15 protein-coding genes are annotated in these 12,299 nt (G+C 69.2%); 8 read left to right on the top strand and 7 right to left on the bottom strand.

The genetic code is table 11. From position 1 onward, the window contains the following. The 4 genes from AR539_RS14420 to AR539_RS14435 all read left to right on the top strand — a co-directional run bounded on the left by AR539_RS14420 (position 1) and on the right by AR539_RS14435 (position 3,931). Positions 1-1,269 (top strand): vWA domain-containing protein, encoded by a 1,269-nt coding sequence (locus AR539_RS14420; RefSeq protein ID WP_066438253.1) that lies wholly within the window; start codon positions 1-3, stop codon positions 1,267-1,269. Beyond that, positions 1,260-2,111 carry an SRPBCC family protein gene (locus tag AR539_RS14425; RefSeq protein WP_066438255.1) on the top strand — a complete coding sequence of 284 codons (852 nt, stop codon included), beginning with the start codon at positions 1,260-1,262 and terminating at the stop codon, positions 2,109-2,111. The genes AR539_RS14420 and AR539_RS14425 overlap by 10 nt, the downstream gene beginning before the upstream one ends. Further along, on the top strand, positions 2,104-3,231 hold the full coding sequence (locus tag AR539_RS14430; RefSeq protein WP_066438256.1) for an XdhC family protein: 1,128 nt from the start codon (positions 2,104-2,106) through the stop codon (positions 3,229-3,231). Before AR539_RS14425 ends, AR539_RS14430 begins: the two co-directional genes overlap by 8 nt. A gap of 79 nt (positions 3,232-3,310) precedes the next feature. After that, positions 3,311-3,931: an L-threonylcarbamoyladenylate synthase gene (locus AR539_RS14435; RefSeq protein ID WP_066438258.1), complete on the top strand. Its 621-nt coding sequence runs from the start codon at positions 3,311-3,313 to the stop codon at positions 3,929-3,931. A 52-nt stretch (positions 3,932-3,983) separates the two neighbouring features. On the opposite strand, the gene AR539_RS14440 is transcribed toward AR539_RS14435, so the two are convergent. The 4 genes from AR539_RS14440 to AR539_RS14450 all read right to left on the bottom strand — a co-directional run bounded on the left by AR539_RS14440 (position 3,984) and on the right by AR539_RS14450 (position 6,331). Continuing rightward, on the bottom strand, positions 3,984-4,280 hold the full coding sequence (locus AR539_RS14440; RefSeq protein ID WP_066438261.1) for a hypothetical protein: 297 nt from the start codon (positions 4,278-4,280) through the stop codon (positions 3,984-3,986). 216 nt (positions 4,281-4,496) lie between these two features. After that, positions 4,497-4,667, bottom strand: coding sequence for a hypothetical protein (locus tag AR539_RS19385; RefSeq protein WP_157361023.1), 171 nt, complete (start codon positions 4,665-4,667; stop codon positions 4,497-4,499). A gap of 15 nt (positions 4,668-4,682) precedes the next feature. Beyond that, on the bottom strand, positions 4,683-5,141 hold the full coding sequence (locus AR539_RS14445; RefSeq protein WP_066438263.1) for a DUF6325 family protein: 459 nt from the start codon (positions 5,139-5,141) through the stop codon (positions 4,683-4,685). Positions 5,142-5,266: 125 nt separating this feature from the next. Continuing rightward, positions 5,267-6,331: a DNA polymerase IV gene (locus tag AR539_RS14450; RefSeq protein ID WP_197410676.1), complete on the bottom strand. Its 1,065-nt coding sequence runs from the start codon at positions 6,329-6,331 to the stop codon at positions 5,267-5,269. A 189-nt stretch (positions 6,332-6,520) separates the two neighbouring features. Between AR539_RS14450 and AR539_RS14455 the strand changes: the two genes are divergently transcribed. Beyond that, on the top strand, positions 6,521-6,952 hold the full coding sequence (locus tag AR539_RS14455; protein WP_066438268.1) for a LexA family protein: 432 nt from the start codon (positions 6,521-6,523) through the stop codon (positions 6,950-6,952). Continuing rightward, a complete protein-coding gene (locus tag AR539_RS14460; RefSeq protein WP_231728621.1) occupies positions 6,945-8,252 on the top strand; it encodes a Y-family DNA polymerase in 1,308 nt (435 codons plus the stop codon). Before AR539_RS14455 ends, AR539_RS14460 begins: the two co-directional genes overlap by 8 nt. A gap of 7 nt (positions 8,253-8,259) precedes the next feature. Here the strand turns inward: AR539_RS14460 and AR539_RS14465 are convergent, their stop codons facing one another. After that, the gene (locus AR539_RS14465) at positions 8,260-9,180 is read right to left on the bottom strand and encodes an AfsR/SARP family transcriptional regulator (protein WP_066440016.1); all 921 of its coding nucleotides are present in this window, start codon (positions 9,178-9,180) and stop codon (positions 8,260-8,262) included. Positions 9,181-9,917: 737 nt separating this feature from the next. Between AR539_RS14465 and AR539_RS14470 the strand changes: the two genes are divergently transcribed. After that, positions 9,918-10,424, top strand: coding sequence for an HtaA domain-containing protein (locus tag AR539_RS14470; RefSeq protein ID WP_066438278.1), 507 nt, complete (start codon positions 9,918-9,920; stop codon positions 10,422-10,424). Positions 10,425-10,448: 24 nt separating this feature from the next. Here AR539_RS14470 and AR539_RS14475 read toward each other — a convergent pair whose 3' ends face one another. Next, positions 10,449-10,718: a hypothetical protein gene (locus tag AR539_RS14475; RefSeq protein ID WP_231728622.1), complete on the bottom strand. Its 270-nt coding sequence runs from the start codon at positions 10,716-10,718 to the stop codon at positions 10,449-10,451. Positions 10,719-10,940: 222 nt separating this feature from the next. Here AR539_RS14475 and AR539_RS14480 point away from each other — a divergent pair, with 222 nt between their 5' ends. After that, positions 10,941-11,243 carry a DUF4193 domain-containing protein gene (locus AR539_RS14480; RefSeq protein ID WP_066438279.1) on the top strand — a complete coding sequence of 101 codons (303 nt, stop codon included), beginning with the start codon at positions 10,941-10,943 and terminating at the stop codon, positions 11,241-11,243. A gap of 22 nt (positions 11,244-11,265) precedes the next feature. Here AR539_RS14480 and AR539_RS14485 read toward each other — a convergent pair whose 3' ends face one another. Further along, a complete protein-coding gene (locus AR539_RS14485; protein WP_066438280.1) occupies positions 11,266-12,264 on the bottom strand; it encodes a pirin family protein in 999 nt (332 codons plus the stop codon). Between the last annotated feature and the right edge of the window lie 35 nt (positions 12,265-12,299).

Raw genomic sequence — 12,299 nt, forward strand, 5'->3', positions numbered from 1 at the left:
ATGGCCGGGACCCAGCACACCGGGGCCGCTGCCGCCCCCGCAGTGGAGGCGGCCGCCCTGTCTGCGGCGTTCATCACCGCCCTCCGCCGGGCCGGGCTGTCCTGCTCGCCGGACCGGGCCGTCCGGCTGGCCGAGGCCCTCCGCCTGGTCCCGCCCGCCGACGTCGGGAAGCTCTACTGGGCGTCCCGCGTGGTGCTGGTGTCCGCGCGTGACCAGCTGCCGGTGTTCGACGCCGTCTTCGCCGCTGTGTTCCGCGGCGGCTTTGACCCCGCCGCACCACACCGGGCCGCCGCGGCCCCCGCGCCGGCGCCGTCCGTCCAGGCGGATGCCCGCACCCGCCCGTCCCCGGCCGAGGACCGCGCGCCCGGACGCGCGCCCGCGCACCCCCGGACGGTGCCGGCAGTCGCGTCCGCCGGGCCGGACAGCAGCGGGGACCAGGCCCCCGGGCGGGAAGCCGTGCTGGCCATGACCTCCCCCGAGGAGCGGCTGCACGCGACGTCGTTCGCCCAGCTCACGGACGATGAAGTCCTGGAAATCCGGCGGCTGGCGGCCCGGCTGCTGCTCGCCACCCCGACGCGCCGCAGCCGCCGGACCCGCAAATCCGCCCACAGCAGCGCCCGGCTGGATGTCCGGGCCACGGTCCGCGCCGCCCGGCGTTCGGGCAGCGACACCACCCGGCTGCTGTATGCCCGGCGCCGCGAGCAGCGCCGCAAACTGGTGATGCTGTGCGATGTGTCCGGGTCGATGGAGCCGTACGCGCGGATCTTCGTCGCGCTGCTGCAGGGCGCCGTGGCCACGGCCGGCGCCGAGGCGTTTGTGTTCTCCACCCGGCTGACGCGCCTGACCCGGCAGCTGTCGCTGCGCGACCCGGACGACGCCCTGGCCCGGGCCGCCGACTCCGCGCCGGACTGGTCCGGCGGGACCCGGATCGCGGACAGCATCCGGCGCTTCGTGGACGAGCATGGCCGCCGCGGCCTGGCCCGCGGAGCGGTGGTGGTGATCTTCTCGGACGGCTGGGCCCAGGAGGACCCCGGATCCGTCGCGGCACAGATGGCCCGGCTGCGGCGCCTGGCGCACACCATCATCTGGGTCAACCCGCGCAAGGCCGCCCCCGGGTACCAGCCGCTGGCCGGAGGCATGGCGGCGGCCCTGCCGTTCTGCGACACGTTCGTGAGCGGGCACAGCTACACGGCACTGGCTGCAGTGGCGGCCGCAATCCGCGGCGGCGGCCGGACATCACTGAAGGAAAGAGGAAACTCATGCAGATAGACAGCGCTTTTTCGGTCGTCGCACCGATCGACACCGTCTGGGACACCATCATGGACTTCGAACGCGTGGCCGGCTGCGTCCCGGGCGCCAAGATCCTGAACAAGCTCTCCGACGACGCCTACCAGGTGGGGATGACGGTCAAGCTGGGCCCGGTGAACATGCAGTACAAGGGGCTGCTCAACGTCATCGAGCGCAACGCCGCCGAACACCGCGCCGTCCTCGGCGGTAAGGCCCAGGAAACCCGCGGGCAGGGCACGGCGGAAGCCACAGTGACGCTGCAGCTGGCGGAAGAGGCCGGCGGCACCACTCGCGGCACCGTCAGCGCCGACCTCTCCCTCTCCGGCAAGGCCGCCGCCATGGGCAAGGGCGTGATCGGCAGCGTGACCGAGCAGATGATGGCCCTGTTCGCGCAGAACCTGCAGGCCATGATCGCTTCCCCGTCCGCGGGAGGAGAAGCAGGCGCGGGAGGAGAAGCAGGCGCGGGAGGAGGACCGGAAGCAGCCGTGCCGGAGCCTGTGCCGGCGTCGGAGGCTGCCGCAGCGCAGGCCGCGTCGGCCAAGGTAGCCGCACCGACTCCCCCGGCGCCGGCCGCCGAACTCCCGGGCGTGCCGCCGGCGGCTGTGCCCGCAGCCGCTCCCGCACCGGCCCGTACGGCTGCCCCGGCCGCCTCCAGCCTGGATGCCCTCAGCCTCGCGAAATCGATGGCGGCGGATCAGTTGTCCAGCCCCGGGAAAGTCCTGGCGCTCGTGGCCGTGGTGGCCTGCGTATCCTACTGGGCGGGCCGGTGCTCCGCGTTCCGGCTGGTGCGGGCTGTCGGGAGGCTGAAGACCGGCCGTGCGTGACGTCCTGGCAGCCCTGATGCCGGGCTGGCGGAAGGGTGAGACCGCCGGCCTGGCCACCGTGGTGAGCACCTTTAAGTCAGCCCCGCGGCTGCCCGGCGCGGCCATGCTGGTCACGGCCGGCGGGGAAGCGGTGGGCTCGGTCTCCGGCGGCTGCGTCGAGGGTGCCGTGTTTGAGCTGGCCACCCAGGTCAAGGCGGACGGCACGCCCGTCCTGGTGCGCTACGGCATCAGCGACGACGACGCGTTCGCCGTCGGGCTGACCTGCGGCGGGATCATCGACATCTTCGTGGAACCTGTGTCGCAGCAGAGCTTCGCCGAGCTCGACGCCGTCCGTGCGGACATCGACGGCGGGCGCCGCGTGGGGGTGGCCACGGTCATCGAGCACCCGGACAGCAGCTGGCTCGGCAGGCATCTGGTGGTGCGGCCGGACGGCTTCGAGGGGAACCTCGGTTCGGAACGGGCCAACCACGCCGTGGGCGATGACACCCAGGGCCTGCTGGCCGCCGGGCGCTCCGGCATCCTGAGCTACGGCCCCGACGGGGAGCGGCTGGACGAGGGCATGCGGGTGTTCTTCGCCAGCTACGCCCCGCCGCCGCGGATGCTGGTCTTCGGCGCCATCGACTTCGCTTCCGCGCTTGCCCGGCTCGGCACCTTCCTGGGGTACCGGGTCACGGTGTGCGACGCGCGGGCCGTTTTCGCCACGCCCGCCCGTTTTCCCGACGCCGCCGAAGTGGTCAACGCCTGGCCGCACCGCTACCTGGCCGAGCAGGAGGAACAGGGCCTGGTGGATGAGCGGACCGTGATGTGCGTCCTCACCCACGATCCGAAATTCGACATCCCGCTGCTGGAGGTGGCCCTGCGGGGCCGGCCGGTCGCCTTCATCGGTGCCATGGGATCGCGCCGGACGCACACAGACCGTATCTCCAGGCTGCGCTCGGCCGGCCTGGGCGACGAGGAGCTGGCGCGGCTGCACAGCCCTGTGGGACTCGACCTGGGGGCCCGCACCCCCGAGGAGACGGCGGTGTCCATCGCCGCGGAATTCATCGCCAAGCAGTGGAGCGGAAGCGGGGAACCGTTGCGGCACCTCGACGAGCGCATCCACCACGACGACCTGCACTGACCGGGAGCACAGATCAGGAGCACTGACCGGGAGCACAGACTGGGGCGCCGGTCCCGCCGTCGGGCGTAAGCTCGTTCCCATGGCGAGATATTTCGATGTGCACCCTGACAACCCCCAGCCGCGCTCCATCAGCCAGGCGGTGGAAATCCTCCGTTCCGGCGGGCTGATCGCCTATCCCACCGACTCCTGCTACGCGCTGGGGGCGCAGCTGGGGAACAAGGAGGCCCTGGACCGGATCCGGGCCATCCGCCACCTCGACAGCAAGCACCACTTCACCCTGGTCTGCAAAGACTTCGCGCAGCTGGGCCAGTTCGTGCAGATCGACAACGACGTGTTCCGCAGCATCAAGGCCGTGACCCCGGGAAGCTACACGTTTATCCTCCCGGCGACGCGGGAGGTTCCCAAGCGGCTCCTGCACCCCAAGAAGAAAACGGTGGGCGTGCGGATCCCGGACAATAAGGTGGTCCAGGCCCTGCTGGCCGAACTCGGCGAGCCGCTGCTCTCCAGCACGCTGCTGCTGCCGGATGAGGAGGAGCCGCTGACGCAGGGCTGGGAGATCAAGGAACGGCTTGAGCACGTGGTGGACGCCGTGATCGACTCCGGTGACTGCGGCGCGGAGCCCACCACCGTGGTGGACTATTCCAGCGGAACCGCGGAGGTTGTCCGGCACGGCATGGGAGACCCCGCGCGGTTCGAATAGCCCAGAGCGCTTCGAATAGCCCGCAAGCTTCGAATAGCCCTGCCCGGTTCCGCTACGCCGACGCCGTCCCTGCCTCGGCGGCGCGGGACGCCCGGTTCCGCAGCCACCGCCGGGTCAGGTCCACCACGGCAAGAAGCCCTGCCAAGGGCGTGAGCACGGCTGCGGCGTAGACGAAGAGCAGCCAGCTGAGCGTGGTCAGCAGCGTCTGGTGGTCGCTCAGGAGGTACAGCCCGCCGAAGAACCCGAGACCCCAGAACAGCACGACGCCGGCCAGCACGGCCGCGGCGGGAAAGTACTCGTTCGTGACGGTACGCTTCACGGCGCTCTGCAGAATCATCAAGGTTTCCATGGCCCCTCCTCATGCCTGGCGGTGGGAAGAATCCGCCGGGGTCATTCCAAGTATGGGGTCCGCGGCGCGATCATTTTGCCCGAAAACCCGGCACGTGACCAAGCTAACACTGCGGCCTCTAAGGGCCACCGTCGTGGACGCACCAGGTGCGCTTGATCCGGGAAGGATCAAGCGCACCTGGTGCGAACCGGGAGCCGGCCCGCTCGTCAAACGGGGTCAATCGCGGCGGTCGTCGCGGCGGTCACCGCGGTCATCCCTCCGGTCGTCACGGCGGTCTTCACGGCGGTCTTCACGGCGGTCTCCGCGGCGATTGATCCCGTGGGCGACCACGATGGCCCCGCCGACGGCGGCGGCGGTCCTGCGCCTGCGTCGTGCTGCCAGTGGCATGTCAGGCTCCTTCCTTCATTCTTCGGTCGATGGGGCTTCGGCGTCCGCCTGGAATGCGGCGAGGACGGCCTGGGTCGGAATCCGGCCGCTGGCCACGAGCTGCCCGCCGGCCTTGCGGACTGCCGCGCCGAACGGGGCGGCCCACTGGTTCTCCCATACGAGCACCGCGGCGGAGTGGCCGGGCTCGATCGTCTCCGCCAGGTCAAGGACGTCCTGCTCCGAGAGCACCATGGCCAGTTCCGCCTCGGCCATGCGCACTTCACCGAGTTGGCTCACGTCGAGGTCGGAGATTTCCGCGGTTTCAAGCGTGCCGTCCTCGGTCTTCCGCAGGAACACCATGTCGAGCACCCTGATGAGGTCACGCTGGACCAGGTCCTCCAGGAACGGGGCGATCTGGCCGTTGCCGAAGTTGGGTCCCGGGAACTCCACAACGAGCCAGTCCACCGGCCCTAGTTCGTCCACTGTCTCAGCCATGCTGGTGGCCTCCGTTCTGGTTGGGATTGGGGCGGTCGGACGGACCGCCGCAGTCCCATCTTGTGTCCGCGAGGCGGCGCGGCGCCTCACCCGCTCCGGGTGACCTCAGGCAGCGGGTGACGCCGTCACCACCCTCCGCGCGTCGGTGTGTGTCCCTTGCGGGCATCGTCGGGCATTGCCATTTCGGCCCTCAGGCCCAGGAGCCGGACGGGACGGCCCGCTTCGATCCCGGCTGCGAGGTCCACGGCTCGTGCGAGGACCTCATTCCGGTCGGAGGTCGCGGGAATCTTCCGTGCATGGGTTTTGGTGATGAACGGCGCATACCGGACCTTCAGCGTCAGCCCGATGACGGGCCGCCCTTCGGCCACAACATCGTCAAGGACACGGGCTGCCAGTTCCCGCACGGCCTCGTCCACCTGGCCGGGTTCGGTGAGGTCCTGCTGAAAAGTGGTCTCGCGGCTGTGTCCGCGGGCAACCCACGGGGTGTCGTCCACCGCGCTGGCGCCGTCCCCGCGTCCCAGCTCCGCGTACCAGGGACCCATCTTGGGGCCGAACTCCGGAACCAGGCGCTGGGGGTCGGCCGCGGCGAGCTCGGCGACGCTGTTGATGCCGAGCTTGGCCAGCCGGCCCGATACCCGGGGTCCGACACCCCACAGCTCCTTGGTGGGCCGCCCGCCCATGACCTCAAGCCAGTTCGCGGCCGTGAGGCGGAAGACGCCGGCCGGTTTGCCGAAACCCGTGGCCACCTTGGCCCGGACCAAAGTATCGCCGATGCCCACGCTGCAGTGCAGCTGCGTCCGCTCCAGGACGGCGGCCTGCACCTGCCGGGCGTAGGCTTCCGGGTCCTCTGCCTCAATGCCGACGAAGGCCTCATCCCAGCCCAGCACCTGCACGGTGGCGCCCGGCTGCGAGCGCAGGACATCCATGACCGTTTCAGACGCCGCCAGGTAGGCCTCCTGGTCGACGGGCAGGATCACGGCGTCGGGCACTTTCCGGGCCGCGATGCGCAGGGGCATGCCGGAACCTACGCCGAATGCCCTCGCCTCGTACGATGCGGTGGAGACCACCGCGCGTTCAGCGGGGTCGCCCCGGCCGCCGACAATGACCGGCTTGCCCGCCAGTTCCGGCCGCCGCAGCACCTCGACCGCCGCGATGAACTGGTCGAGGTCCACGTGCAGCACCCACCGCATTCCGCTCACGCCACCAGTCTGCCCCAAACGCCCCCGGCAGGCATCAGCATGTGCAATGTCCGCGGTCGGGACTACACTGGAGGTATCGAATATATGTTCGAATATCAGTGTTTGGGGTGACAGGGCTCTTTGGAGTGACTGGCCTGTTGGAGTGACAGGTCTGGCTGGGGCGTGCTGTGGAGGTGGGTTATGGGCGTAATCATTGGGCCCCGCGTGATCGATGCGGGCACTTCCCTTCTGTCGGTCCTGATCTCTCCGGTGCCGGTTGCCGCCGGCTACCCGTCCCCTGCGCAGGACTACTTCGACGGCCGCATTGACCTTAATGCGCACCTCATCAAGGACATCACCAGCACCTACGTCGTGCGGGTGTCCGGGGACTCCATGGACGGTGCCGGGATCAGCGACGGCGACGAGCTGATCGTGAACCGGGCGCTTGAGCCACGCGACGGCTGCGTCGTCGTCGCGGTCCTGGACGGGGAGCTCACCGTCAAGCGGCTGAGCCTCACGGCGACGGGCGTGGTGCTGCGGGCGGAGAACCCGCGCTATCCGGACATCAGAGTGCCGGCCTTGTCGGACCTTGTCATCTGGGGCGTTGTGACCCGCTGCCTGCACCATGTCTAAGGCACCGCAGTCCAGGGCCATGGCCGGTCCGGGCAGCATCGCACTCGTCGACGTCAACTGTTTCTACGCCAGCGCTGAGCGCGCCTTCGACCCCGCCCTGGAAGGCCGCCCGCTGGTGGTGCTCTCCAACAACGACGGCTGCGCCGTCACCCGATCCCCCGAGGCCAAGGCACTGGGCATCCCCATCGGCGAACCGTGGTTCAAGCTCGCACCGAGGGCGAAGGAGTGGGGGCTGGTGGCGCGTTCCAGCAACTACGAGCTCTACGGGGACATCAGCGCCCGGGTGATGGAACTCCTGGGCCGCTACTCGGCGTGGCTGGAGGTGTACAGCATCGACGAGGCGTTTCTCGGCGTCAAAGGCACCCCGGAAGAACTCCAGCGGCAGGGCATCGCCATGAAGACCGCCGTGCGCCGGAACATCGGAGTCCCCGTCTGCGTGGGCATCGCCGGCACCAAGACCCTGGCCAAGCTGGCAAACAAGTGGGCCAAGCACAATCCGGCGTTCGACGGCGTCTGCCACTGGGACGCTGTCCCTGCCGCCCAGCGCGAGAGGCTCATGGCGGGATTGTCCGTGATCGAGCTGTGGGGCGTGGCGGCGCGGCTGACCAAACGGCTGAACGGGCAGGGAATCCACTCCGTCCTGGATCTGGCGCGGGCGGACCCCGTCCGGATCCGGGACCGCTTCTCCGTGGTGCTGATGCGGACCGTCCTGGAGCTCCAGGGGACTCCGTGCATCCCGCTGGAAGAAGAACGGATTGGCCGCGACCAGCTCATCTTCAGCCGTTCCTTCGCCGCCCCGATCACCACCGGCACCGCGCTCCGCCAGGTCCTCAGCGTCTACGCCCAGCAGGCCAGCGCACGGCTGGCGAAGCACGGGCTCCAGGCCAAGGTGCTGACGGCCTTCGCCGCCACGTCCGCCTACAACCCACAAGGGAGCGTCCACCCGTCCGTGTGCGTCACCTTGCCGATGCCCACCGCGGATCCGGTCCTCCTGGCGCGGGCGGCCCACGCCCTGCTCCCGCAGATTGACGACGGCGTCAGGTACGCCAAGGCCGGGATCATGGTGACCGATCTGCGTCCTTCCGGCCAGCAGGCACCCCTGGCGGCCTTCGCGAACCCGCACGAGGAACGCGGCATCGGCCCGCTGCTGGAGGACATCAGCCGCCGCTACGGCCGCGGTTCAATCGGCCTGGGCCACGCCGGGCTCCGCCACGGTCCGGACTGGACCATGAAACGCGGCATGATGTCCCCCCGGTACACCACGGAGTGGGCCGAACTGCCGGTCGTCAAAGCCATGTGAGCTGCGGTCAGACGGCGGCAGCCAGAGCCTGCTGCAGGAAGGCGTCGAGGACCTTGCCGGCGTTCTCCTGCAGCCGCCGGGATTCCTCGGCATGCTGCGTGCACTTGGGGCCGTGCAGGCGTTCGCCCAGGTAGAGGAGGGCGGCCAGGACTTCCGAGAGTTCGGTGTTTCCCTCGGCACGCTGGCGCAGCAGCCTCAGGTGGGCGGCCTGCAGGGCGGGGCCGGGAGTGCAGCCCAGGTCGCGGTCGAAGAGCCGGCGGCAGCGTTCGTAGGCAGCCAGCCCTTCCACCGGGAGGCCTGCCTGCTCGTACCCTGCGACCAGGATGGTCCAGGCGCGTTCGTTCAGCGGCTCGGACTGGACTGCGGTCTGCGCCAGGGAAATGGCCAGCTCGGGCTTGTCGAGGAAGGCCGCTGTCTCGGCCGCAAGGATCTGGGCTGCGACTTTGTCCGCAGCGTGCCGGGCCCGCGCCTCTTCTGCCCAGTCGGCCACGAGTTCAAATCCCAGCAGGGGCTCGGCAGCCAGCTCCAGGGCCTCCATTGACAGGGTGTGGGCCTCGGCCGGGGCCGCGTGCCGGGCCGCAAGGAGCCGCTGGCGGAATGCCGAGAGGTCCAGTTCCACGAGCTGGGGGTCCAGCACGTAGCCGCTGTTCGCGGTGCGAAGCGGGCCGTTCTTGGTGTTGCCGGGCTGGATCGCCCGGCGGATGCCGCTGACGTAGCTCTCCAGGGTGGCCACGGCACCGCCGCTGGCCTGCGGCCCCCACAGGATCTCCACGAGACGGGTCTTGGAAACAGGTGTCCCCAGATTCAGCAACAGAATTTCCAGGATGTGCCGGGGCTTGCACCCGCCCATGTCTGCGGCCGTGAGCACTGCGCCGTCGCGCCGGACTTCGAACGTTCCGAACAGTCGAACGGATATCCCGGGCGTCATTCCACCCAATTTGTCCACGTTGGTCTCCGATTTCCCCATTTTTAACCTTTTTGCCTTTTCGGAGAGCCGGAAGGAATTAGGTGAAGAACGTACTGAGACTCTCTTCCATCCGGCTTTCTAGGAAAACCGTGACACGCAGATCAGGGGGCAACAAGCAATGGAGCTACCCGATCTTTTACCGTGAGAAAACTCGGGTACACCCGGGATCGGTACCAAGTATTCGCCGCTGGCAATGTGAGTACCGGGGCCCGGCGGCAGGTATCGGCGCCGCTGTCCTGTCGCGACGCATCGAGTACGCGCAGCCGGGCCTGGCAGGCCCGAAAAGGGGGCTGCCGCCGGCATCGTTGCAGATCAGGCGCGGTCTGCGCGCAGCGGCTGCGGCAACGAAGGCAGTGACCCGTCCGGCGCAGCTGGGGCCGGCCGGACCCGCGCGTTCGCGGCAGCCGCGTTCGGGCCGGCCGTTTGAATAGGCTGTTTGAATGGGCCGTTCCACGGGTTCGCCCGGCCCGGGTCATTCCACCAGAAAATGATGTTATTTCAGGCAATGATTTTTTACTCCCGCCTGCGTTCCGGCCCGTTCCCGGGCGTGTTCGCCGAGCGGAATTCTGGCCGTCACTGCGTCCCACCCCGGCCCGGGATGGATAACCGGAGGTCACACAAACCGGCGGCAGTTCATCAGAGCGGCAATCCGCCGATAAGCTCGAGGGAGAACTGCTTTCAGTCACAGGAGAACCTACGTGCAGCCAGCGACCGCTTCATCCGATCCGCTGCCCCCGCTGGGCCTGAGTTGGGCCATCAAGCGCAGCTTCCTGGACTACATCGGGAGCCTGCCGGACGGGTCCGTCTCAGCGACGGGCGGGGCGAGCATCTCCGCAGCCTCCGGTTTCAGCTTCAGCTTTGAATCGTCCGACTACGACGCCGGCCGCGGCACCGGTGTGATCCGCTTTCGGGGGGACGTCCGGCTCGCCGGGCACCATGGCATGCTCCTGGTCCGGCTGCTGAACCCGTGGATCACCTTCACCAGCGGTAGCGGCGTGCTGAGCATCAGCACCGGCGACGGCCCCGACCGCGCCGCCGTCGGTTTCCTCAGCCCTTCGACGCCCCGCCCCGTCAACGGGTCCCTGGTGTGGGAACACGTCGGCGTGGTCATTTCCCCGGAAGGGTCCGAGCTCTTCGACGGCCAGTACGCCGCCGGCCAGCCGATGGATCCGCTCACCATCCGGATCACCGGCCAGGACCAATAACCCTGGGACCGGCAGCAGCGCCCGCTACGGCTCCCGCTGCACCTCGGATACCGGGGACGCGGCACCGAACAGCCAGCCGGCAACGTCGCTGCGCAGCACAACGTGCGGTCCCCCGGTGGCACTGACACTGCCCGTAGGGACGTAGTAGCCGCGGCCTGCGCCCGGGCCGCCGGCCGCACGGTCCAGGGCCTCCGTCAGGTGCCTGGGCAGGTGCCCCGACGGGCCCAGGGCCCGCAGCCCGTCAAATTCTTCCGGCGTCAGCCGCCCGAGCACTGTCTCGATATCGGCCATCATGCTTCCCTTCTGGCGGAGGATGACTAAGGGACCAGCCTAGGCCGGGGCCGTGAACGCCAGATTAAATCCCGACGACGGTTCTGGAACACCTGCCAGGCACCAGAATTCGCCGGCATCCGTGCCGTGTGCCAGCCCGCCCCTCCGTACCCAGCAAGTTCACGGGTAGGTGCTGTACCGTTCAATCCCGGCAACCCCAGACCAACGGAATCGAGAATCAACCAGGTGGCAACCGACTACGACGAAGTCCGATCCGATGTTGCGGAATCACGCAACGCCTCGCTGGAGGCCGTCCGCTCCGCGAATGCGCCGGACGCCCGCAGCGTCATCCGTGAGCTTGATGAGGCCGACACCTCCGAAGGCGTCGAGCTTCCGGGCGCCGACCTGTCCGGCGAGGAACTGACGGTCACCGTCATTCCGCAAAAGGAGGACGAGTTTACCTGCTACTCGTGCTTCCTGGTCCGGCATCGCTCGCAGCTTGCCCGGGAGAAAGCCGGGCACTCGTACTGCGCGGACTGCCTGAGCTAACGGCCGCCATGCCCGCGCCGGCTCAGCCCCGGGGGCGGAGCCGCGCGTTGGGCAGCGCGGGGGCGGGCAGCGGAGCCGGTTCCCCCGGCGGAAAGACGCCAAACCGCGGACTGTCTGCGCCTGTACCGGCGGCCGGCGGCGCGTCCCCGGCACCGATTTCTGCCTGCCATTCGGCCCGGAACCCAACAATCTCTTCGTGGCTGCGTCCCACGAAGTTCCACCACATCACGATCTGCTCGCCCAAAGGTTCGCCGCCGATCAGGAGGACCCGCACGGGCTCGTCGCCGGCCGCCAGAGCCAGTGAGGTGCGCCCGGCAGGCAGGTACGCAAGGTGGTCCTTGCCGACCGGACGCCCATCGACCATGAGGGTCCCGGCATCCACCAGCAGCCCGTGCTCAAAGGCCGGGTCCGTGTCCAGGTCCAGCGTGGACCCGGCATCCAACAGCAGTTCGGCACCGAGCAGCGGCGTGTGGACGGTGACCGGCGAGCTGGCCCCGGCAAGGGAACCCAAAAAGACCCGCAGGGTCCAGCCCGGGCCGGCCAGCGGTTCGGGGCGGAAATGCTCAAAAGTCGGCGCCATATGCCGTGCCCGGTCCGGGAGTGCCACCCACAGCTGCGCGCCGTGCAGCACCTCGGTTCCGGGCATGGAAAACTCCGAGTGGCTGATGCCGCGCCCGGCGGTCATCAGGTTCACTTCGCCCGGCCGCACCGCGGCGTGGAATCCTGCCGAATCGCGGTGCTCGATCTCTCCGGTGAACAGCCAGCTGACCGTCTGCAGCCCGGTGTGCGGGTGGCGCGGCACGCGCATCCCGCCGGTATCCCCCACCCGGTCCGGGCCGTAATGGTCCAGGAAGCACCATGCGCCGATCAGGCTCCGCTGGCGCTGCGGCAGCGTCCGCCGCACGCCCATGGCCCGCGGTCCGCCCAGGGGAACCTCGCGCGGCGCCAGGATTTCGACCCCGGCGCAGTCGACGTCCACGCCGCACACGATCTCCTGGGGGGCCAGCTCCGTATTGCTCATAACCCCAGCCTAGCGATCCGGCCTGTTCTCCCGCA

The organism is Arthrobacter sp. EPSL27 (assembly GCF_001512305.1).
Classification (GTDB): domain Bacteria; phylum Actinomycetota; class Actinomycetes; order Actinomycetales; family Micrococcaceae; genus Arthrobacter.

Excerpts from the sequence above, each read along its gene's own strand:
- AR539_RS14420 (WP_066438253.1), top strand. The coding sequence starts at position 1 with ATGGCCGGGACCCAGCACACCGGGGCCGCTGCCGCCCCCGCAGTGGAG.
- AR539_RS14425 (WP_066438255.1), top strand. The coding sequence starts at position 1,260 with ATGCAGATAGACAGCGCTTTTTCGGTCGTCGCACCGATCGACACCGTC.
- AR539_RS14435 (WP_066438258.1), top strand. The coding sequence starts at position 3,311 with ATGGCGAGATATTTCGATGTGCACCCTGACAACCCCCAGCCGCGCTCC.
- AR539_RS14440 (WP_066438261.1), bottom strand. The coding sequence starts at position 4,280 with ATGGAAACCTTGATGATTCTGCAGAGCGCCGTGAAGCGTACCGTCACG.
- AR539_RS19385 (WP_157361023.1), bottom strand. The coding sequence starts at position 4,667 with ATGCCACTGGCAGCACGACGCAGGCGCAGGACCGCCGCCGCCGTCGGC.
- AR539_RS14445 (WP_066438263.1), bottom strand. The coding sequence starts at position 5,141 with ATGGCTGAGACAGTGGACGAACTAGGGCCGGTGGACTGGCTCGTTGTG.
- AR539_RS14450 (WP_197410676.1), bottom strand. The coding sequence starts at position 6,331 with ATGCGGTGGGTGCTGCACGTGGACCTCGACCAGTTCATCGCGGCGGTC.
- AR539_RS14455 (WP_066438268.1), top strand. The coding sequence starts at position 6,521 with ATGGGCGTAATCATTGGGCCCCGCGTGATCGATGCGGGCACTTCCCTT.
- AR539_RS14460 (WP_231728621.1), top strand. The coding sequence starts at position 6,945 with ATGTCTAAGGCACCGCAGTCCAGGGCCATGGCCGGTCCGGGCAGCATC.
- AR539_RS14465 (WP_066440016.1), bottom strand. The coding sequence starts at position 9,180 with ATGACGCCCGGGATATCCGTTCGACTGTTCGGAACGTTCGAAGTCCGG.
- AR539_RS14475 (WP_231728622.1), bottom strand. The coding sequence starts at position 10,718 with ATGATGGCCGATATCGAGACAGTGCTCGGGCGGCTGACGCCGGAAGAA.
- AR539_RS14485 (WP_066438280.1), bottom strand. The coding sequence starts at position 12,264 with ATGAGCAATACGGAGCTGGCCCCCCAGGAGATCGTGTGCGGCGTGGAC.